Origin of the sequence: Thalassospira permensis NBRC 106175 (assembly GCF_000714555.1) — a bacterium.
Classification (GTDB): domain Bacteria; phylum Pseudomonadota; class Alphaproteobacteria; order Rhodospirillales; family Thalassospiraceae; genus Thalassospira; species Thalassospira xiamenensis.
This window is the reverse complement of record NZ_AUNC01000024.1, coordinates 1-22,145: the sequence shown is the minus strand read 5'-3', so window position 1 is coordinate 22,145 and position 22,145 is coordinate 1. Positions and strand designations below refer to the sequence as shown.

The 22,145-nt window shown below is 54.4% G+C and carries 17 protein-coding genes and 2 tRNA genes; 10 read left to right on the top strand and 9 right to left on the bottom strand.

The window, feature by feature from the left end; translation table 11 throughout:
- Positions 1–35: 35 nt before the first annotated feature.
- From SMB34_RS13425 to SMB34_RS13415, 3 genes are all read right to left on the bottom strand, one after another.
- Positions 36–1,202, bottom strand: a complete 1,167-nt coding sequence (locus SMB34_RS13425) for an efflux RND transporter periplasmic adaptor subunit (RefSeq protein WP_037990757.1) — start codon at positions 1,200–1,202, stop codon at positions 36–38.
- A 123-nt stretch (positions 1,203–1,325) separates the two neighbouring features.
- On the bottom strand, positions 1,326–1,979 hold the full coding sequence (locus SMB34_RS13420; RefSeq protein ID WP_037990756.1) for a TetR/AcrR family transcriptional regulator: 654 nt from the start codon (positions 1,977–1,979) through the stop codon (positions 1,326–1,328).
- Positions 1,980–2,267: 288 nt separating this feature from the next.
- Positions 2,268–7,103, bottom strand: a complete 4,836-nt coding sequence (locus SMB34_RS13415; protein ID WP_037990755.1) for an NAD-glutamate dehydrogenase — start codon at positions 7,101–7,103, stop codon at positions 2,268–2,270.
- A 371-nt stretch (positions 7,104–7,474) separates the two neighbouring features.
- On the opposite strand from SMB34_RS13415, the gene fabI reads away from it, so the two are divergent.
- Positions 7,475–8,233 (top strand): enoyl-ACP reductase FabI, encoded by a 759-nt coding sequence (fabI, locus tag SMB34_RS13410; protein ID WP_007088735.1) that lies wholly within the window; start codon positions 7,475–7,477, stop codon positions 8,231–8,233.
- A 12-nt stretch (positions 8,234–8,245) separates the two neighbouring features.
- Here the strand turns inward: fabI and SMB34_RS13405 are convergent, their stop codons facing one another.
- The 4 genes from SMB34_RS13405 to SMB34_RS13390 form a co-directional block, all read right to left on the bottom strand.
- Positions 8,246–9,403 (bottom strand): calcium-binding protein, encoded by a 1,158-nt coding sequence (locus tag SMB34_RS13405; protein ID WP_051682298.1) that lies wholly within the window; start codon positions 9,401–9,403, stop codon positions 8,246–8,248.
- A gap of 153 nt (positions 9,404–9,556) precedes the next feature.
- On the bottom strand, positions 9,557–10,231 hold the full coding sequence (locus tag SMB34_RS13400; protein WP_051682297.1) for a DUF488 domain-containing protein: 675 nt from the start codon (positions 10,229–10,231) through the stop codon (positions 9,557–9,559).
- A 71-nt stretch (positions 10,232–10,302) separates the two neighbouring features.
- Positions 10,303–10,377, bottom strand: a tRNA-Gly gene (locus SMB34_RS13395).
- Between the two features lie 35 nt (positions 10,378–10,412).
- Positions 10,413–10,487, bottom strand: a tRNA-Gly gene (locus SMB34_RS13390).
- A 217-nt stretch (positions 10,488–10,704) separates the two neighbouring features.
- Here SMB34_RS13390 and SMB34_RS13385 point away from each other — a divergent pair.
- From SMB34_RS13385 to SMB34_RS13365, 5 genes are all read left to right on the top strand, one after another.
- Complete coding sequence (locus tag SMB34_RS13385) at positions 10,705–11,214, top strand: prolyl-tRNA synthetase associated domain-containing protein (RefSeq protein ID WP_037990753.1); 510 nt, start codon at positions 10,705–10,707, stop codon at positions 11,212–11,214.
- Between the two features lie 135 nt (positions 11,215–11,349).
- Complete coding sequence (trxA, locus tag SMB34_RS13380) at positions 11,350–12,276, top strand: thioredoxin (RefSeq protein ID WP_065701864.1); 927 nt, start codon at positions 11,350–11,352, stop codon at positions 12,274–12,276.
- Positions 12,273–12,959: an LON peptidase substrate-binding domain-containing protein gene (locus tag SMB34_RS13375; RefSeq protein ID WP_037990752.1), complete on the top strand. Its 687-nt coding sequence runs from the start codon at positions 12,273–12,275 to the stop codon at positions 12,957–12,959. The genes trxA and SMB34_RS13375 overlap by 4 nt, the downstream gene beginning before the upstream one ends.
- 20 nt (positions 12,960–12,979) lie before the next feature.
- Positions 12,980–13,168 (top strand): Trm112 family protein, encoded by a 189-nt coding sequence (locus tag SMB34_RS13370; RefSeq protein WP_037990751.1) that lies wholly within the window; start codon positions 12,980–12,982, stop codon positions 13,166–13,168.
- 14 nt (positions 13,169–13,182) lie between these two features.
- On the top strand, positions 13,183–13,569 hold the full coding sequence (locus tag SMB34_RS13365) for a gamma-butyrobetaine hydroxylase family protein (RefSeq protein WP_007088728.1): 387 nt from the start codon (positions 13,183–13,185) through the stop codon (positions 13,567–13,569).
- A gap of 132 nt (positions 13,570–13,701) precedes the next feature.
- Here SMB34_RS13365 and SMB34_RS13360 read toward each other — a convergent pair whose 3' ends face one another.
- Both SMB34_RS13360 and SMB34_RS13355 read right to left on the bottom strand, forming a co-directional pair.
- Entirely contained in the window at positions 13,702–14,361 is a 660-nt protein-coding gene (locus SMB34_RS13360; RefSeq protein WP_007088727.1) for an OmpW/AlkL family protein, read from the bottom strand.
- Positions 14,362–14,564: 203 nt separating this feature from the next.
- Positions 14,565–15,791, bottom strand: a complete 1,227-nt coding sequence (locus SMB34_RS13355; RefSeq protein WP_037990749.1) for a UbiH/UbiF/VisC/COQ6 family ubiquinone biosynthesis hydroxylase — start codon at positions 15,789–15,791, stop codon at positions 14,565–14,567.
- Positions 15,792–16,278: 487 nt separating this feature from the next.
- On the opposite strand from SMB34_RS13355, the gene SMB34_RS13350 reads away from it, so the two are divergent.
- The 4 genes from SMB34_RS13350 (at position 16,279) to SMB34_RS13330 (ending at position 22,087) form a co-directional block, all read left to right on the top strand.
- Complete coding sequence (locus tag SMB34_RS13350) at positions 16,279–16,617, top strand: P-II family nitrogen regulator (protein ID WP_007088725.1); 339 nt, start codon at positions 16,279–16,281, stop codon at positions 16,615–16,617.
- A gap of 23 nt (positions 16,618–16,640) precedes the next feature.
- Positions 16,641–17,969 (top strand): ammonium transporter family protein, encoded by a 1,329-nt coding sequence (locus SMB34_RS13345; protein ID WP_051682296.1) that lies wholly within the window; start codon positions 16,641–16,643, stop codon positions 17,967–17,969.
- 384 nt (positions 17,970–18,353) lie between these two features.
- Entirely contained in the window at positions 18,354–19,562 is a 1,209-nt protein-coding gene (locus SMB34_RS13335; RefSeq protein WP_037990741.1) for an aminotransferase class I/II-fold pyridoxal phosphate-dependent enzyme, read from the top strand.
- Between the two features lie 47 nt (positions 19,563–19,609).
- On the top strand, positions 19,610–22,087 hold the full coding sequence (locus SMB34_RS13330; RefSeq protein ID WP_037990739.1) for a DNA translocase FtsK: 2,478 nt from the start codon (positions 19,610–19,612) through the stop codon (positions 22,085–22,087).
- The last annotated feature ends 58 nt before the right edge of the window (positions 22,088–22,145 follow it).

The window sequence follows — 22,145 nt, the reverse complement described above, 5'->3', positions numbered from 1 at the left end:
AGTCAGCCTAGCTTTTGCGCGCAGTCAAGCATCCGTCAGGATGCCGAGGCCTGCAGAATTTCAGGAGCAACAGGCATACCGGGCCGGACTTTCATGATCCCGTTCACAATCACCATGTCACCGGGTTCAAGCCCGGAGGTCACGATACGACGCCCGTCAACTTCGGCCCCCAGCGTTACCTGACGATAGGCAACCGTATTGTCCGACTGGACCACGTAAACGAATTTGCGGTCCTGATCGGTGCTGATGGCGTCGGGTGCAATCAGGATGACATCCTGTTCGGCCGAGGTGCCGAGTTGCAGGCTGGCGAAACTGCCGGGCAGAAGTGCGCCGTCGCTGTTGTCAAACAGGGCGCGGGTCCGGATGGTGCCCGTACGGGTATCGATCCGGTTATCGAAACTGTGGATAAATCCGTCAATTGTCTTGCCACCGGCGATGGTCATGCGGACCGGGATTTTCTGATCCGCGCCGCTGACTTTATTGGCGTCATAGATGCTGGCGAAATAGGTTTGTTCATCCAGATCGAAATCGGCATAGATTTTTCCGGTCGAGACAATGGTGGTCAGAACCGGGGCATTCGGCCCGGCATTGACCTGATTGCCGACGGTCAGTTCAACCCGGCTGACACGGCCATCAATCGGTGCCTTGACAAAAGCATGGTCAAATTCGATTTCGGCAAGTTCAAGCTGGGCAAGCGCACGGTTAACCTGACTTTGCGCAACCTGTTCGGCGCTGACGCGTTCATCAAAGACACGTTTGGAAACGGTGCCATTGGCCACCAGTTTTTCAGCGCGTGCCTTTTCCTTGGCGGCAAGCGACAGGGTTTGGCGGGCAGCCGCCAGTTCCGCCTTGGCTTCGTCAACGGCGGCCTTGTATGTGCGGGGATCGATCACGGCGAGAATATCGCCCTGCTTGACGATCTGACCATCTTCGAAGCGGATATCGACAATGGCACCACTGACCTGCGGGCGAAGCTGGACTTCCTCGACCGCACTCAGCCGGCCGGAGAAATTGTTCCAAAGCCTGACAGACTGGCTGTGGACGTCCTGGACAGTGACGGGGGTGATTTGCGGTGCAGCCTGTGCAACGGCTTCGTCGGCATCGGCGGTGCCTATGGTGCTTAGCCCGTAACCACCGGCAGCAATCGCAGCGATTGCAGCTGTGGCGGACAGCAGCATTCTCAGTTTGGATCGTGATTGCATCTTTCCATTTCCCAATAGCGTGACCCGCGCATTCGCGGACAGAATAACGGGAAGATGCGTACCGATCGGTTTGTTAGCAAGGGGAAAATGAAAAAAATTTACATGCGTTCTAAATTTTATGAATTATCCGGCGACTGACAACGAGGCTTCCTCGGCCTTTACATCCCTGAATTCACAGCGTAAATCCAGCATCCGGCAGATGCCGACACGCAAATCAGACCGAACAGTATCCAAACTGTTAAAAACTTTGCCGTAGGTCAGCAAGCCATGCACAAACTGGAAAACAAGACGCGCCAGCAGGGTCACATCGGCATCCCCGGAAAGCATGCCCTCGCCCTTAAGGCCGCGAATCATGGAGGCAAGATACTTGATCTGCTCCTCGGCAAGTTCGCGTGAACAGTCCTGAATTTCGATATCCTCGGGACCAACCTGGCCACCGGCAGTAAAAATCGGGCAGACACAAACCTCGGCATCCCCCGGAATAGCCTGCTTTTTCTGTTTGTTCATGATCAGATCGATATAGCTGTTCAACTGATCAAGTGGCGCAATTTCCGGGGAAAAGATCGCTCTGAGTTCGTCCTTTCCCTTATCCCAGTGATGGCGCGCCGAAGCGGCGAACAGGGCGGCCTTGCTGTCAAAGTGATGATAAAACGCCCCCTTGGTAACCCCTGCATGCTTGCAGACATCACTGACACCAATATCGTGATAGCTGCTGGTCCATAGCAATTGTATGGCGGTCTCCAGCAATTTTGTCCGGGTCTCGGCAGCGTTTCTCATTTTCACACCATTTTTCTCTTTTTCTGTATTCAATATACGTACCGGTTGGTATTTTTCAAGGCATCCCCTGACTTCATTTGGTTTTCATCATATAAAAACGGCAGGAGAATGGCAGTAAATTAAATCGATTCAATTACTTCGCATTCGTTATCCGGTTCAAAAAATTTACCAACCCGACAGCATCCGGGTGCTCCTGACATTCCGGGGGATATTTCAGACCCCGGGCGAAGGCAAAAAAAAGAGGGCACCGAAGCGCCCTCTTTTGCGAAAATGCCTTGCGTGTGCGGATCAGCCGCCGACCATGGCCCTGATCTGACGGTTGGCAACCGTGATCATCGACAGGTCGATCTGCCCTGCGGCACGCAATTCATCGATCAGCTGATCACACCGTGCACAACCGCGCTGATGATCATCGACCCATTTCCTGACCAGATCACCACCAACCGTGCCGTTCGTGCCAGAAGACAGCACCACACGCGTCAGTTCGCGCTGATGACCGAACAGATCATCAATCGCGGCGGCACGCGCCAGTTTCTGCCAATGGGTTTCGGCTTCGATGGACTCGGCTGCTGCACGCAGCAGGCCAAGCTGGAAGCGTGCCCCGATGGCAAAATAGGTTGCCCCGACATCGATGACATCACGCCCGGTTGCCTCGGCAATGCGGACGATATCGCAAACCGCGACCATCTGCTGCATTGCCGCCACACGGCGCGCCAGATCTTCGGGCACGCCCTGATCGATCAGGGATTGCGATTTCTGATCCAGGGTCGTGCGGAAAGCCGCATCGGCCGGGACGATATCGTCAAAGGCCTCGATCACCTTGGCGACTGCCGGACGGAACAGCTCTATCTTCGCCCCGACATTCAATTCCTCGCAATTGCGCAGGAACCACAGGGTCACATCTTCGACCATGCGGTTGATGTGGGAGAACATCGCGATCTGGACCTTGGCATCAACCTTGTTATCAAGGGCCTCGATCCCCGCCCACAGTTTGCGCAGGCCAAACACCGCACGGGTAATCAGATAACCGCGCGAAACGTCCACCGCCGAAAGCCCGGTTGCCTCCATCATGTCATGGACAAAGGTGCCGCCAACGCGGTTGACCAGACTGTTGGTGCCGACGGTGGCGATGATTTCACGTTTCAGACGATGGCTGGAAATCGCCGCACTGTATTTTTTACGGACAGCCGTCGGGAAATACCGCACCAGTTCTTCGACGAGGATCGGGTCATCGGGCAGATCGGATTTAAGCACCTCGTCATACAGCCACAGCTTGGCATAAGGCATCAGAACCGAGATTTCCGGACGGGTAAGGCCCTGATGGGCGGCCGTGCGACGTGCCAGTTCCTCGTCATCGGGAAGATATTCGATTTCCCGGTTCAGACGACCTTCGCGTTCCAGCATCCGGATCAGGCGAACCTGCGCATCCAGCGCATCCCCGCCCCCGGCAAAGGCGTTCGAGATCGCCTGACTTTGCAGATAGTTGTCACGCAGCACCAGATCACCGACCTCGTCGGTCATTTCGACCAGCAGTTTGTTGCGCTGCTTTTCGGTCATGTCACCGGCGGCAACCACTTCGCCCACCAGGATCTTGATATTGACCTCGTGGTCCGAGCAGTTGACACCCGCGGCATTGTCAATGGCGTCAGTATTCAAACGCCCGCCAGCATGGGCATACTCGATACGGCCGCGCTGTGTGCAGCCAAGATTGGCACCCTCGCCAACGACCTTTGCCCGGATATCCTTGCCATTGATGCGGATGGCATCATTGGCACGATCCCCGGCATCGGCATTCGATTCCGCCGACGATTTGATATAGGTCCCGATCCCGCCGAACCACAGAAGTTCGACATCGGCTTTCAGGATGGCCTTCATCATGTCGGCCGGCGTTACCTTGCCGGAGCCAAGATCAAGCAGCTTGCGAACCTCGGCGGAGGGATCAAGCGTCTTGGCCTTGCGGTCAAAGATTGCACCGCCCTTTGACAGGACCTTGGTATCGTAATCGGCCCAGCTTGAGCGCGGCATATCAAACAGACGCTGGCGTTCGGCAAAGCTTTTCGCCAGATCCGGATTTGGATCGACGAAAATATGCATATGGTTGAAGGCGGCAACCAGTTTGATCTGTTCGGACAACAGCATGCCGTTGCCAAACACGTCACCGGACATATCGCCCACACCGGCAACGGTGAAGGGTTCTTTCTGGATGTCCTTGCCGATTTCGCGGAAATGACGTTTGACCGATTCCCACGCACCGCGCGCGGTGATGCCCATTTTCTTGTGATCATATCCCTGCGAGCCGCCCGATGCGAAGGCATCGTCAAGCCAGAAGCCATAATCACGGGCAACACCATTGGCGATATCGGAGAAGGTCGCAGTCCCCTTGTCGGCCGCAACAACCAGATAAGGATCATCGTCATCAAGACGGCGTACACGTTCCGGCGGGATGATATCGCCACCGACAATATTGTCGGTGATATCAAGCATGCCTGACATCAGCGTTTTATAACAGGCAATGCCTTCTTCAAGGAACGCTTCGCGACCGCCATCAACCGGAGGCCGTTTGACGACAAAGCCGCCCTTGGAGCCAACCGGCACGATCACCGCGTTCTTGACCATCTGTGCCTTGACCAGACCGAGAATTTCGGTGCGGAAATCTTCCTGACGATCCGACCAGCGGATACCGCCACGCGCGACCGGACCACCACGCAAATGGACGGCTTCGACCCGCGGCGAATAGACGAATATTTCGCGCCAAGGACGCGGAAGCGGCAGATCTTCGACCATGCCGGAATTGAATTTTACCGACAGATAGGGTTTCGGATTGCCGTCCTTGCCATACTGGAAATAGTTGGTGCGAAGCGTTGATTGAACGAGGTTGAGGAAGGCGCGCAGAATGCGGTCCTCGTCCGGGTTCATCACATCTTCAAGGCGGGTGATAATGTCGCCTTCGATGGCCTCGGCTTCGGCGGCCAGCCCCGGATCACGATCCGGGTCAAAACGTGCGACAAACAGATCGACGATTGCAGCGGCGAGACTGGCGTTATTGGCCAGAGTTTTGGCCATGTAATCCTGCGAGAAGGCCGATCCCATCTGGCGCATATAACGGGCATAGGTCCGCAGAATAACGACTTCGCGCCAATGCAACCCGCCCAGCAGAACAAGACGGTTAAAGGCGTCGTTTTCAACTTCGCCATGCCACATGCGAATGAAAAGTTCCTGGAACTTGTCACGCACATCATGCAGGTGGAATTCGCCGTCAACCAGCACCCCGAAATCGTGAATGCGGACATTCACATCGGTATCGCGTGGTTCGACCTTGAACGGGTTTTCGGTAATGACCTTAAGACCCATATTTTCAAGCATCGGCAAGACGTCAGAAAGCGGAACCGGTGCACCGGGGTTATAAATCTTGAAGCGCAGCTCGTTCTCGGCGGCCTCGATCGGGCGATACAGATTGACCCGCAAGTCCGATGATTTGATCACGTCCTCGATACGGTCGATATCAAGAGCCGCGGTATCAACACCGAACCGATCACGATAATCGCCGGTGAAGCTTTCGCCGTAACGACGATAAAGGGTCAAGCCGCGTTCTTCGCCCATTTCACGGACCAGCACCTGACGGAGCGTATCAGCCCAGTCGCGCGCGGTTTCAACAAGCTGGCGTTCGATGTCGGTAACATTGTATTCCGGCAATTCACCCGGCGTGGTTTTGACCAGAAGGTGCAACCGCGCAAGGGGGCTATCGCCGATCAATGTGTAATGTGCCGTCACCTTGCCATCAAAGGCGGCTTCGATCACCGACTGGAACTTCATGCGAAGCTTGGTCGAGAACCGGTCCCGCGGGCAGAAGACCTGACAGGAAACAAAGCGTTCAAAGGCATCACGGCGCACGAACAGGGCAATCCGCTGGCGTTCCTGCAAATGCAGGATGCCCATGCAGATATGATACAGATCATCAAGTTCGATCTGGAAAAGCTCGTCGCGCGGGAAGGTCTCAAGGATATTGACCAATGCCTTGGCATCGTGGCTGGCAGGCGGGAAGCCGGCACGCTTGATGGTTTCGGCAAGCTTCATGCGCAGAAGCGGAATGAGGCGCGGGCTGAGGTTATAGGCAACCGAGGTGAACAGACCGACAAACAGATGCTGGCCGACAACCTTGCCTTCATCATCGAACTGCTTGACGACAATCGTGTCGAGATGCACCGGACGGTGCACGGTTGACTGCTTGTTGGCCTTGGTCACCATCAGAAGACTTGGCTGGGCGACAAATGCCTGCACCTCGGTCGACAGATTGCCGATCTGGCGCAGCTCATCAAAGATATGCGTCCCTTCACGGCGCAGAATCCCAAGCTGGCTTTGCGGATTAACGTCCACTTTGGCCTTCTTGCCCGTACCGCTGAATTTATATTCACGATAGCCAAGGAAGGTGAAGTGATCGTTATGGACCCAGCCGAGGAAATCCTGGGCTTCCTTCTGGTCTTCTGCGGAAATACCGGTTGGCGCGGTTCTGATGCCATCAAGAACTTCGGCGACTTTTGACAGCATCGCCTGCCAATCCTCGACCGACAGACTGACATCGGTAAGAACGTCTTCCAGACGATCACGGATTTTTCGCAGAACGGCTTCGTCGGTCTGCTCGTCAATTTCAAGATGCATCACGGATTCACGCGACGCATCCGAATTCTCGACTGCTTCGACCGACTGCAATTCACCACGATCATCACGCGCGATACGCATGATCGGATGGATGACCAGATGGACGGTCAGATCGAATTCGTTAAGCGCAGACGTTACGGAATCCACCAGGAACGGCATATCCGTATTGATCATCTCGATCACGGTGTGATCGGATTTCCAGCCGTGCTCTTCAAGATCGGGGTTATAGACCCGGATCTTGGCGGCATTGGCCGATGGGCGCTTTTGCGCGAATTTATATAATGTCAGTGCCGCGCCATAAAGCGAGTCGACGGATCGACCTGCCATGTCGTCTGGCGGTACATCCTTGTAAAAAAGGCGAACGAATGCTTCTGCATCCTTCGCCATCTTACCGGTCAAGCGTTGCTGGATCTGTTCGACAACCTTGTCGATGACTTCCCGTTTCGGGTCGTCGCTTCGGGCTTTCATGTCCAATTTCCCTTTTTATCGGCTCTGTTTGCCAGAACCGAAGTGCCGACCTTTGCGGGCGGCACTACACACCTCGGATGTCACATGTATTTGGGAAGACAACCTGAAGTTCCCCACACCCGGAAATGACGGAAAACTGCAGCTTCCTTCCATGGCTACACATAGCGGATCATCTGCCTAAAAACTATGCTTCTGCACAAAAAAAAATCGTTCACTCAATAGGTTCCGATCAACGGAGCCCTGTATTCCAATTGGGGATTGTCACAGAATTTTACACTTTGCTGCATCGCAAAATCATCTAAGCTTTGTATCGCTTGCGAATCAGGAGTCCGCTTCGCATCCGCAAAACAACTCAAAGCAGGAGATGCCAAGTGCTGGCAGGAAAGAAGGGCCTTATCGTCGGAATTGCCAACGACAAATCGATTGCCTATGGCTGTGCCCGAATTTTCAACCGGGAGGGTGCAGAGCTTGCGATCACCTATCTGAACGACAAGGCCGAAAAGCATGTCCGCCCCTTGGCAGAGGGACTAAACGCCGCGATCATCACCCCGCTTGATGTTCAGAACGAAGACCAGATGGATCGATTGTTCGCGGCAATTTCCGATCAATGGGGAAAACTGGATTTTGTCCTGCATTCCATCGCATTTGCGCCTGGCGATGACCTGCATGGACGCGTGATCGACTGTTCACGCGACGGGTTTCTGACCGCGATGGATATTTCGTGCCATTCATTCCAGCGACTGGCAAAGCGTGCAGAGCCGTTGATGATCGACGGTGGCGCACTTTTGACCGTCACCTATATGGGGTCGGAGCGGGTTATTGACCATTATGGCGTGATGGGTCCGGTCAAGGCCGCGCTTGAAAGTGCAACCCGATACATGGCGGCCGAGCTTGGCCCGAAAAACATTCAGGTCCATGCGATTTCACCCGGCCCCCTTCTGACACGGGCGGCATCGGGCATTGCCGAGTTTGATCACCTTATGACCACCGCCCAAAGCCGGGCACCGGGACGCAGGCTGGTTACCATCGACGAGATCGGGGAACTGGCGGCGTTTCTTGCCAGCGACCGGTCACGCGGGATCACGGGCGATGTCATCCATATCGATGGTGGTTATAACATCATGGGCTAAAGCAATTTGCCTTTAACCGATCATGCTGTCCTCGAACACGATATTGTCCTCGGTGAAATCGGCAAGATCGGTATTTTCAATCAGGACACCATAATCGTAATGCCGACCATCACTAAAATCGACATACAATCCGGCGTCCGTTTCCTCTGCATGCTCTAGAAAATCAGCGAAGTCATGGATGCCGCTTTTTTCCTGAAACTCGGTTCCGAGCTGAAGCCTGTCACCGTTGGAACCTGTTTCAAAATCGGCAATACGGTCGCGTTCGGCACCGCCTTCAAACACCCGCCACAAAAACGTGTCCGGGCCATCATCCTGCGGATATCTGTCACTGTTGCCGCGCAGGAAATCGTTGCCGTCACCACCCTCGATGATGTCATGCCCATTGCCACCATGCAGCACATCATGCCCGTCGCCACCGCGCAGAACATCATCGCCAAAATGTCCCTGCAGAACATTCCGACCGGCATCGCCGATCAACAGGTCATCATGGATTGTGCCGTATAGATTTTCGATATCATGGACAACGTCGCCTTCGGCTTCGCCGCCCTGAAAAACACCGGTTTCAAGGTTGATCGAAACACCGGCATCACCATTGTAGCGCAGTGTGTCGCTTCCAGCGCCGCCATCGACATAGTCCGCATCGGCACCGGGGCTTAACATATCATCCCCGTCGCCACCCAGAAGGGTATCCTCGCCGTCGCGCCCTGTGAGGGTATCGTTCCCGCTTCCGCCCAGCAGGGTGTCGTTGCCCGGATCATTGCCAAGATAATCGCCGTACAGAAAATCGTCGCCGTCACCGCCCAGCAGCAAATCGCTGCCACCGCGCCCCCAAAGCACATTGCTTGCGTCATCGCCGATTACGGTATCGTCAAACGGACTTCCTTCGACCACTTCGATGCCAACAAGCCGGTCGCCTTGTGCCTCGCCCCCGTGACCGGTTCCGGCTTGCAGATCAACAATCACGCCTTGTGTTGCGGTATCGGTATCGTAGTTGGCGCTATCACGTCCGCCGGGTCCACCGTCAAGCAAATCTGCGCCCGGTCCGCCTATCAGTTCGTCATCCCTGCCTGATCCATAAAGCTGGTCATCGCCCGCGAGCCCATAAATCGTGTCATTATCACTTGATCCGACAAGGCTATCATTGCCTTCTGTTCCGGTAACGAGTGCCATAACGCCCTCCTGCAACTGACAACATCAACTGCAGATTTAAATATATATTCCCGCGTACAGCAACATTCGTAAAATAGAATGAAATATAAACTTGAATTATACAAAATGACCATTTTCAAAAAATGGCGATAACGCGTTTTAAGACATGAAATATTAGAAATTATTTTGCCGTTTTCTGGATTTTATTGCATCATCTGCAAGCGGAGCCGCTTTGACAATTTGCTTCTTAAGGGCAAGAACCAGATCGGCATCGGGGTCCGGTGCGCTGGCAGCGAACAAATCGGCTGTATCACCGCCATTGATCGCAATCATGCGCTTTTCCGTTTCGGCCTGGGTTTCGACACGCCCGTCGGAAACCAGGTGCCGCAAATCAAATCCGGCGGCCTTGAGTGCCGGCGCGATCAGCAATGTGCGATGGCAATCCAGCGGATCTTTTTCCGCACACATCAGACAGATTCGGTATTTGCCCGCACCTGATATCAAACGATCAATTCCGGCCCTGAATTCCGGGCGTGCTGCCATCAGGTCATAGTCCAGTCGACCGTTCGGATAAAGTGTCGGGTCTTGTGGCTTTCCACCCAGCAGATCGCCCATGAAAACGTAAGCAATGCCGTTCTCGCGCAGGAACGGGGCAAAGGTATCGGCGTCAAACGCCTTCCAGTAATTCGATCCGCGAAAAGTCCGGATGTCGGCCACCGCCGTAATATCCTGCCCCTTCAGAAGGGCAAGCAAACTGTCGCGGTCATGCCCGGCATAACCGACGGTCCAGATAATGTTTTGGGGGTAATCGTTGTCCTGATTGTCGTGCATTTTTCCAAAAAACGACATCTTATTGGGAACCGCAAGACCAAAACAAAAAAAGGCCGCCCCGAAGGACAGCCGTTTTTAAACTTTCATCATGGAGCGGGCGAAGAGATTCGAACTCTCGACCCTAACCTTGGCAAGGTTATGCTCTACCCCTGAGCTACGCCCGCATCATCATGAAAGCATGATCAAGGAAACCACCTGATGGAGCGGGCGAAGAGATTCGAACTCTCGACCCTAACCTTGGCAAGGTTATGCTCTACCCCTGAGCTACGCCCGCATTCATCAGTATTTCCTGCCCCTGTGGAGCGGCGCGGATAATAGCCCAACAAAACGCGATTGCAACCCTTTTTTCCATCAAATCGCCGCCACATCCAGAATGGCGGTTTTCCTTGACTTTTTACCCTTAAAACAGGGAAATCACGCCAACATGCTGCAATTTGCGTCCTAATTGCAATCTGACGATCTTCGCGCGACCCAGCCAGAAGGAAAACAGGATGAGTGATCCATCAACCGCACTTTTCGATTATCTCGAAAATCTTGGGATCAAAACCAGCACTCACGCGCATGTGCCGTTATTCACGGTCGAGGATTCGCAAAAGCTGCGCGGGGATTTGCCAGGCCTTCATTCCAAGAACCTTTTTGTCAAAGACAAGAAAGATGCCCTGTGGCTTGTCGTGGCCGAGGAAAATACCGAAATCCGCATGAACCATCTGCACAAGACACTGGGCTGCGCGCGCCTTTCTTTTGGCAAACCGGAGCTGCTGCTTGAAACGCTTGGCGTGGTTCCCGGATCCGTCACACCGTTTGCCCTGATCAACGATCATTCGCGCAAGGTCAACTTCGCCCTCGATTCAAAGCTGGCCAAAGGCGACATTCTTAACTTCCACCCCTTGCGGAATGACAGAACCACGACAATTCAATCGGATGATCTGCTTCGATTTGTCACCAGTCTTGGCTATGAAATCAGAATTGTCGATTTTGACGAGGAAATTGGTTCGTTCTGATTCCGAACAAATGCTCACAAAGCCTTTTACCGCGAAACATTAAGCTATAAGACTTACCTAATGTTATGGTTGGACCCCTTGTCGAACAGCGGTTGCGGCATCATCTAGAATCCAGAATTAGAGAGTAAAGCAATAATGTCCATCATTCTTGACGCCACCGCTGCGAACGCCACCCCGACCGCCGGACAGGACAAAGACCTGATCAAGGACAGCAGCGTAGAAACATTTGTCCAGGACGTCATCGAACCCTCGATGGAAGTGCCTGTTGTCGTCGATTTCTGGGCCCCTTGGTGCGGTCCATGCAAAAGCCTGACCCCGACCATCGAAAAGGTCACACGCGAAGCTGGTGGGCGCGTAAAGCTGGTCAAGGTCAATATCGACGAGAATCAGGAACTGGCGATGCAATTGCGCATCCAGTCCGTTCCAACGGTCTATGCCTTTAAGGGTGGCCGACCGGTAGATGGTTTTCAGGGCGCACAGCCCGAAAGCGAAGTCCGCGCCTTCTACGAGCGCCTTGCAGGCGGCCCGATTGAAAGCCCGATTGCCGCAATTCTGGATCAGGCGGCAGGCGCACTTGCAGATGACGACCATGAAACAGCCCATGGCCTTTATGTTGGCGTCCTTGAACGTGAACCGCAAAACGAAACAGCAATCGGCGGCATGATCCGCTGCATGGTTGCCATGGGTGAGATTGAAGAAACCCGCCATTTTGTAGATAACATGGCCGAAGCAGACCGCCTTAAAGCGCCGATTGCATCCGCGATCAGTGCACTTGAACTGGCGGAAACGGGCTACAGCAAGGAAGACCTTGATGTTGCGCGTGCCAAAGTGGCCGCCAATCCGGAAGACCTGCAGGCACAGTTTGATTTGGGCATGGCCTGCTTTGCCACCAACAAGCGCGAAGAAGCCGTCAACGCCATGATTGCGATCATTCGCAAGGATCGCAGCTGGAACGACGATGCCGGTCGCACCCAACTGATTAAATTTTTCGAGGCCTGGGGCCCAATGGACCCGGCCAGCGTTGCGGGGCGCCGCGCACTTTCGACGGTTTTGTTTTCATGAGCATATGCGGTCCTTTTGATCCCAGTTTTTCGGATCTTCCAGATACGATGCCGGTTTTTCCGCTAAGTGGTGCGCTTTTGCTGCCGCGTGGCCATCTGCCGCTCAATATCTTCGAGCCCCGCTATCTGAACATGATCGCGGATGCCCTGGGACAGGACCGCATGATCGGCATGGTTCAGCCACGCCCGGACGGGCGAAACACCTATCACATGGACCCCGACAATCCGCCGGTGTTCCAGACCGGCTGTGCGGGTCGCATCACGGCGTTCAGTGAAACGGATGATGGCCGTTTCCTGATCACGCTAACGGGTGTCTGCCGATTCAACATCATCGAAGAACTGCCGATGCAAAGTGGCGGATATCGTGCAGTGCTTGGTGATTTCGCCCCATGGAAGGATGACCTGCTGTTGCCATCGCCGGATTTGCAGCCCGTCAATCGCGACCGGCTCCGTCAAGCATTGGAAGGCTATTTTGCCCAGCATTCATTGCGATCCTGCTGGGATACGCTGAGCGATACGGATGATGAAATGCTGGTGACGGCCATTGCAATGGGCTGCCGCCTCAGCCCGCTTGAAAAACAGGCTTTGCTCGAATGCGCAAGCCTGTATGATCGCGGCGATATGCTGACAACCTTGCTGGAAATGGCGGCCCATCCACGGGCCCCGCAAACAGCCACCAATTAAAGTGATATGAAGGCCAGACAATGACCGCGACACATAGCCCGGTAGACCCGAAATTGCTTGAAATCCTCGTTTGCCCGGTCACGAAGGAAACGCTGGAATATAATCGCGAACAGAATGAGCTGATCAGCGTCAAGGCGGGCCTTGCCTATCCGATCCGCGACGGCATTCCGATCATGCTGCCCGACGAAGCCCGTGTCATCGCAGACTGATTGTGACGGCTTTCATGTCGGAAGACAGCTTTACCCCGCGTTTCAGTCCGGTTGAAATCAACTATCTGCGTGATGAGCACATTCTGGAAATCATCTGGGATGATGGGCTGACGTCAAAATTCAGTGCCGAACTTCTGCGGGTCGAAAGCCCGTCTGCCGAGGTTCAGGGACACCATCCGTCCGAGAAAAAAATCATCCCCGGCCGCCGTCATGTCGGCATTATCGACATCGTCCCGGTCGGGAACTATGCAGTGCGCCTTACATTTGATGATCTGCATGATAGCGGATTGTACAGCTGGCAGTATCTGCGTGACCTGCATGCCAATCAGGATCAGCTCTGGGCTGATTACCTTCGCGCCCTTGAAACGCGCGGCCTGTCACGCGATCCTGTGCGTCGTTAAGGCATCAGGCATCCCTGTTTTCTATGAGCCGCCCATTCCATCCGGCCCCATAACCAAAAACGGCCCTGACAACAAAGTCAGGACCGTTCCTGGGATCAGACAACAAACCGGAAAGTTTGCCGTCGGCAGTGATCAGAAGCGGTAACCAACACCGACACCGAACAGCCACGGATCAAGATCGGCATCCGCTTTGGTGGCACCACCATTTACCGACACGTCGGTATTCAGATAAATCTTTTTAACATCAACGTTCAGCGACCACGGACCGGAGATCGCATAGTCAAAACCGGCCTGGAAGGCATAGCCAAAGCCATCGTCATATTTGACGGAATTGAACTGACCCGGTTTGCTGTCATAGAAGAACGTGTAATTGATGCCGGCACCAATATACGGGCTGAAACGCTGATCAGCCATGAAGTGATATTGTGCGGTCAAAGTCGGTGGCAGCAGACGCACACTGCCAAGGTCCAGATTGCTGGAGCCGGTATTCCAAGTCACATCATGCTTGGAGGTACCAGCGATCAATTCCAGCGCAATGTTATCGGTAATGAAGTAGGAAAAATCCACTTCAGGAATAACATCGTCATCAACCTTGCCTTCACCCGCAAGCGTGCCGCTGGTGATGTCTTCGTCCGGAACAACCCCGACAACACGACCGCGAATCACAATATCGCCTGCCTGTTTCGTTTTAAATGCCGCTTCCTGCGCCTGTGCGCCAGTTGCGGCAATCATCATCGTGCCAACAACAGCGCAGCTGGCCACTGTGGTCATCAATTTCCGGGTAAGTGTCATGTTTATCCCCTGCATTCAAAAATACGTCATGGGGACACTGCATCTTCGCAAATGCGAAATGCTTGACTCAAATCAACACGGCACGACAAAAAGCGACACAATTTTGAATTGTTTTTAACTGCGCGCAGATAACCAAACCAAAAGGCGATCTTTAGAAATCAAAGATCGCCTTTTGCATCAATCCCCATCTGGATGGGGGAAGATTAAAGCGGTTTACCCTGCATCAGGCGCGGCAGAGTCCCCGCATACCCCATGGCATGGGACATGAAAGTCTTTTTGAGCGGCGGGATTTTCTGCACAACGGCAAGCCCGATATCGCGCGCCCAACGCACCGGTGCAACATCATTGGAAAACAGCCGATTGGTCACATCGGTCACCGCCAGCATCACGGTATTATCAAACCGGCGCCATTGCTCGTATTCAGCCAAAACATCAGAACCACCGATATCGCGACCAAGGCGGCGGGCTTCGACAAGAATCTCGGCAAGGGCCGCGACATCGCGTATCCCCATATTAAGCCCCTGCCCGGCAATCGGGTGCATGCCATGGGCCGCATCCCCGATCAGGGCGATGCGCGGATCGGTGTAGCGATAGGCATGCTGCAAACCGAGCGGATAACAAAAACGCGGACCGATGACTTCAAGATCACCAAGGTAGCCGTCAAACCGCCGATGCAATTCGTCGACAAACGTCTCCTCGTCCAGATTGACAAGATAATTGGCGAGATCGGTTGTTTCCGTCCATACGATCGAACAACGATCATCGGTCATCGGCAAAATGGCAAATGGTCCGGCGGGCAGGAAATGCTCCACGGCAAGACCGTTATGGGGCACCTTGTGCTTGACCGTACAGACCACCGCACTTTGCCTGTAGCTCCATTGGTAGGTCTTGATGCCCGCCCAATTCCGCAGCATCGAATTGCGCCCTTCGGCGCCAATGGCCAACGCGCCGCGGATAGACCGGCCATCTGCCAATGTAACCGTCATGCCGCCCTGATCACGTGCAATGGTTTCAACACGTGCCGGTGCGATCATTTCGACCAGATCGGTTTCGGCAATAGCCCGATAAAGCGCGCCACGTGTGATCAGATTCTCGACGATGTAACCCAGAGGCTGGTTTCCGACATCTTTATGATCATAATGAAGGAACAGCGGGCTTACGCCGTCTGCAATCCTGATATCAAGGATCGGTTCGGCTTCGTCCGCCATATATTTCCATGCACCGATCACATCAAGCACGGACCGGGAAGCCGCAGCTATGGCGCAAGTACGTCCATCATAATTGGCAGTGAGGATGGCTTTGGGGTCAGCGTAATCAATCACAACGGAACGCAGGCCACCATGCGCAAGCGCAAGCCCCATCGCCGCACCATTCAGCCCCCCGCCAAGAATGATGACATCGGCCTTAATCGTTTCCTGCTGAGCAACCATCGTGCACACCTTTGCTTTCTGCGCCAGCCGGGCAAAGTCGCATGACACCTGACTGGAAAATCCATGTTTCGACAGTTTTTACGTAAAACAGCCGTCGAAAGATGCATCTGATTTACCGCGTCACGACCACGGCCACAAGCCGGAGCAGGAAAATACCGCACATTGCGTCAATCCGGACATTCTCGATCCTGATGACAGCAATGCCGCCACGACATCGCCTTGACGGAAAACGGATTTTTAGATCGCTATAGTTGATTAAAATTTGTGCATAAATTTTAATCAGCGCCAAAATCTATGCACAATTAGTATCCTGCCCGCGTTTTGCATCACCCGATCAGATGCCCTGTTTGTTGAGGAATATATATAAGATTCAACGTATTAGAAGATTGATTTCGAATCTGGCACGATTCTTGGTTTGTAGGTTGCGACTGCGAAATCGTGATTACCACGTCGGTACTCAACGGATATGCCGGGAGGTCGCAATATTATGAAACTCGTTACTGCTGTCATTAAGCCATTCAAGCTCGATGAAGTCCGTGAAGCGCTTAGTGCGCTGGGCGTTCAGGGCCTGACGGTGACTGAAGTCAAAGGTTTTGGCCGCCAGAAAGGCCAGACCGAAATTTATCGTGGCGCTGAATACATGGTCAGCTTCCTGCCCAAAGTGAAGCTGGAAGTCGCGATCACGGATAATCTGGTTGATCAGGTTGTCGAAGCCATCACCAAAACTGCTCAGACCGGGAAAATCGGGGACGGAAAGATTTTCGTTCTTGATGTGAGCCAGGCGGTACGTATCCGCACGGGCGAAACCGGCGACGACGCCCTGTAAGTCCAGAGACAAGGGGAGACATTATGAACATTCCGATGAAGAAAACCGGCTTTGCCGCTCTTGCCGGGGCCGCTGCGCTGGCAATCACGTCACCGGCCTTTGCTCAGGACGCGGGCGTTCCGGCCGAGACCCAATACATCCTCAACACCTTCAGCTTCCTGTTTAGCGGTGCGCTGGTGATGTGGATGGCCGCCGGCTTTGCCATGCTGGAATCCGGCCTGGTGCGGACCAAAAACGTATCGACCATTCTTTTCAAAAACATCGCCCTCTTCGCCGTTGCAGGTATCATGTATTACCTGATCGGTTATAACCTTATGTATATGGACGTTTCCGGCTGGATCGGTTCGCTCAGCCTCTGGAGCGCTGATGACGCTGCAGCTCTTGGTGGCGATTTCTCTGGCGGGTATTCGGCGACCTCCGACTGGTTCTTCCAGATGGTGTTCGTTGCAACCGCAGCTTCGATCGTTTCCGGTACCGTTGCCGAACGTATCAAACTGTGGCCGTTCATGATTTTCGTCGTTGTCCTGACCGGTATCATGTATCCGATTACCGGTTCCTGGACCTGGGGCGGTGGCTGGCTGTCAGAAATGGGCTTTGCCGATTTCGCAGGCTCGACCATTGTTCACTCGGTTGGTGGCTGGGCGGCTTTGACCGGCGCAATCATCCTTGGTGCACGTAAAGGCAAATATGGTGCGGACGGTTCGGTTCATCCGATGCCCGGCTCGAACCTGCCGCTGGCAACGCTTGGTACCTTCGTTCTGTGGCTCGGCTGGTTCGGCTTCAACGGTGGTTCGCAGCTTGCAATGGGTTCGGCTGCTGACGTTATCGCGATTGCCAACATTTACGGCAACACCTCGATGGCTGCTGCCGGTGGCGTTGTTGCCGCAGCAATCCTGACCCAGATCCTCTACAAAAAGGTCGACCTTACCATGGCACTTAACGGTGCACTGGCTGGTCTGGTCTCGATTACTGCTGGGCCGGACACCCCGACCATCGGTTCCGCCATCATCATCGGCGCCATCGGCGGTATTCTGGTTGTTGTTGCGGTTCCGCTGCTCGACAAACTGAAAATCGATGACGTTGTCGGTGCGGTTTCGGTTCACCTTGTCTGCGGTATCTGGGGCACCATGGCTGTTCCGTTCACCAATGACGGTGCATCGTTTGGTGTTCAGCTGACGGGTGTTGTTGCGATGGGTGCCTTCACCATTGTTGCATCGGCAATCGTATGGCTGATCCTGAAATTCACGGTTGGCATTCGCCTTAGCGAAGAAGAAGAAGCACTGGGCAGCGATGCTGTCGAGCTTGGCCTCGAAGCTTATCCGGAATTCGGTAAAGGTTCGCAGCGCTTCTAAGCGATCAGATTTCCTGACGGGTGCCATGTTCGCATGGCACCCAGCCTGTCAGACCGATTGACCCGCCTTGGGATTTCCCAGTGGCGGGTCTTTTGTATTTTGCCCATGCCACCTTTTTAAGCACAGTGATAAGCACAAGACATGCAAACGGTTCCATCCGGTCCTTATCCTGAGGATGATCCGCGTGCCAGCTGATCTGCCAATTCTTTGCCCGAATTTTCTGCCAAAAGCCCGGAGAGCGCAACTTTCCGGGCTTTTTCGCAACGGATACCACCGCCCTTAAATCTTTCTTTGTATTTTTGGCATAGGGGTAAAGTCAGGGGAGATTGCACACATTTTGCGGATACCTGCATTTTGACGCCTGTCGATCTGCGAGATCCATTCATGACCGGAATGCCGAACGCGATGTTTAACCAGCGCCTTGATCAATTGCCCGCCTATCCGTTTCCACGGCTTGCTGCCCTGTTAGAAGGGCTTGAACCCGGCAAGACGCCATTGGTGATGTCGATTGGCGAGCCGCAGCACGAGCCCCCGGCGATGATCACCGAGGCCATGGTGAAATACGCCAGCCTCTGGCATAAATACCCGCCGGGAAACGGCACGCCGGAACTGCGCAGTGCGATCAAGGGATGGCTTGACCGCCGTTATAATCTGCCAGATGGCATGATTGATCGGGATTCTCATATTCTGCCGGTCGCCGGAACACGCGAGGCGCTTTATCTGATTGCAACCTGTGTCATCCCGCAGGATCAGCCCGGCCCGAAGCCCAAGGTTCTTCTGCCTAATCCGTTCTATCAGGTCTATTGCGGTGCCGCGGTCCTTAATGATGCGGAAATGGTGCCGCTGGCAGCAGATCCGGAAACGGATTTCTTGCCTGACCTTGATCAGATCGATATCGAAACACTTAAGGCGTGCCGCCTGTTTTTCCTGTGTTCACCGGCGAACCCGCAAGGGGCCGTTGCATCGCGCGACTATCTTGAGCGCATTATTGCGATGGCGCAGGAACATGATTTCGTTCTGGCGATGGATGAATGCTACGCCGATATCTATGATCGCGAGGCCCCGGTTGGTGCCCTTGAAATCTGTGCGGCACAGGACGGCCGGATGGATAATGTGGTTGTTTTCCATAGCCTGTCAAAACGATCCAGCGCGCCGGGCCTTCGTTCAGGGTTCGTTGCCGGTGATCCCGTGATTATCAAACGCTTCAACGCATTGCGCAGCTATTGCTCGGCGACGATTCCGATGCCGATCATGGCCGCATCCGCCGAACTGTGGGCCGATGATGCCCACGCATCGGAAAACCGTGATCTTTATCGCGCCAAGATTGATGTCGCGCAGGAAATTTTTGGCAACCGGTTTGGTTTCTATCGCCCGCCGGGGGGCTTTTTCCTGTGGCTTGATGTCGGTGATGATGAAGCCGCAACCAAAAAAATATGGGTGGAAGCCGGGGTAAAAGTCATTCCGGGCAGTTATCTGTCGATCACGGATGCAGATGGCAACAATCCCGGAAAACGCTTTATCCGCATTGCCCTTGTTCATGACCTTGAAACCACCCGCGAAGGGCTTCGACGTATTGCCGATGCCCTGAGCTGAACCAAGTCTGCCCGATCAACAGCGACGAAACGACAACGGATACCCCGATGAGCAGTCAGTCCAACCTTCTCGCACGCAGCACCGCCTTTATGCCGGGCAGTCTTGTCAATCTGCTGAAACGAAGCGGATTGCAGCTTTGCGGGCTTGCGCTGGTTGGCGCAGCAATCGCCCTTTTCATGATGCTGATCGGTTTTCATCCCGGTGATCCGTCTTTCAACCATGCGGCTGATCGCGATGTGATCTTCAACCCGCTTGGAACATTCGGGGCTTATACCGCCGATCTGTTGTTGCGCACGCTTGGTCTGGCATCGGCGCTGCTTACTGTCTTGATCCTCGGCTGGGGTCTGCGGCTGATTGCGGTTCGGCCGTTCAACTGGATGTGGGCACGTTTTCTGGTTTTGCCGCTTGCCCTGCTGATGGTCGCCACCGCGGCGGCAGCGGTCCGACCGGGTATGCACTGGCCGCTCACGGTCGGGTTTGGTGGTTTTGCCGGTGATCTGCTGCTTCCCAAGCTTCAATACGGGTTCGAAATGATTGGCGTGCCAGGTGCACGTCCGCTGATTGCGCTGATTGCAATGATACTTGGTCTGTTCCTGACCATGTTCTGCATGGCCTATCACATGTCTGAATGGCAGAAAGTCGGCTCGATCCTGTCGCGTATCGCAGGCGGTATCATTTCCGCAATCGGCCGCGCCATTCCTGGCAATTCAACAGATGACCGCCCGGGCGAACGGACAGCAGCCCGCAATCCCCGCATGCGTCAGGAACCGTCGCTGGAAAAAGGCAAAACCGGCCTTGGTGCTGCGATCAGTACCCGTCTGCAAGCGGCAACATCGTCACATAACAAGGACGATGATATCGAAGAAGACGATTACAACGACGCCGATCATGCGCCGCCGGTTCATATTGTCGCGGCCCCGGCGGCAAAATTGCAGCCCGGCGAAAAAGCATCGGCCCAGCGTCAGGCGTCGTTTGATCTTGGATCAGACGATTACCGATTCCCGCCGCTTAGCCTTTTGCATGAACCCGACCCGGCGGACGCAACCCAGATTGATCAGGAAGCATTGGCGCAAAACGCCCGCCTTCTGGAAACCGTTCTTCAGGACTTCGGCGTCAAGGGCGAAATCGTTCAGGTTCGCCCCGGTCCGGTTGTTACCCTTTATGAACTTGAACCGGCAGCAGGCGTCAAGTCATCGCGCGTGATCGGTCTGGCCGATGATATCGCGCGTTCCATGAGCGCGATTGCCGCCCGTGTTGCGGTGGTACCGGGGCGCAATGTCATCGGGATCGAATTGCCAAACGCACGCCGCGAAACCGTACATCTGCACGAAATTCTGGCATCGAGCGATTTCGAAAAGAATACCGGCAAACTGAATATGAGCCTTGGTAAGGATATCGGCGGCACACCGGTAATTGCCGACCTGTCGAAGATGCCGCACCTGCTGATTGCCGGTACCACCGGTTCGGGTAAATCGGTCGGGGTCAACGCGATGATCCTGTCGCTGCTTTATCGCCTGAAGCCGGAAGAATGCCGTTTCATCATGATCGATCCGAAGATGCTGGAACTGTCGATTTATGACGGTATCCCGCATCTTCTGACGCCGGTTGTGACCGACCCGCATAAGGCGGTTGTCGCCCTTAAATGGGCAGTGCGCGAAATGGAAGACCGTTATCGCGCCATGAGCCAGGTCGGTGTGCGTAACATCGCGGGCTATAACAAACGCATCAAGGAAGCAGCGGCCAAGGGCGAACAGCTGACGCGGCGCGTTCAGACCGGCTTTGATCCCGAAACCGGCAAACCGATCTTTGAAGATCAGGAACTGCCGATGGAGCCACTGCCGTTTATTGTGGTCATCGTCGACGAAATGGCCGATCTGATGCTGGTGGCAGGCAAGGATGTTGAAGCATCGATCCAGCGACTGGCACAGATGGCCCGTGCCGCTGGCCTGCATCTGATCATGGCAACCCAGCGCCCGTCGGTGGACGTTATTACCGGTACGATCAAGGCCAACTTCCCGACCCGAATTTCCTATTCCGTGACATCGAAAATCGATTCCCGGACCATCCTTGGCGAAATGGGTGCCGAACAGCTTCTGGGTCAGGGGGATATGCTGTATATGGGGCAAGGTGGCCGATTGCAGCGCGTCCATGGTCCGTTCGTATCGGACGAGGAAGTCGAAAGCATCGTCGCCCATCTGCGCGATCAGGGCGACCCGGCCTATCTCGAAACCGTTACCGAAGAACCGGAAGAAGATCCGGTCGCGGCTTATATGGCCGGTGGCGGCGGTTCAGACGGCGGTGGGAATGGATCGGATGATGATCTGTATAATCAGGCTGTCGGCATTGTCCTGCGCGAGAAAAAGGCATCCACCAGCTTCATTCAGCGCAAATTGTCTATCGGGTATAACCGCGCAGCCCGAATCATCGAACAGATGGAAGAAAACGGCATTGTTTCGTCGGCCAACCATGTCGGCAAACGTGAAGTCCTGATGGAAAACATGGACGGATCGCCTTACGAATACTGATCGTCGTGCAACCAAAAATATCAACAACAAACGAAAGAGGGATGCCATGTGCATCCCT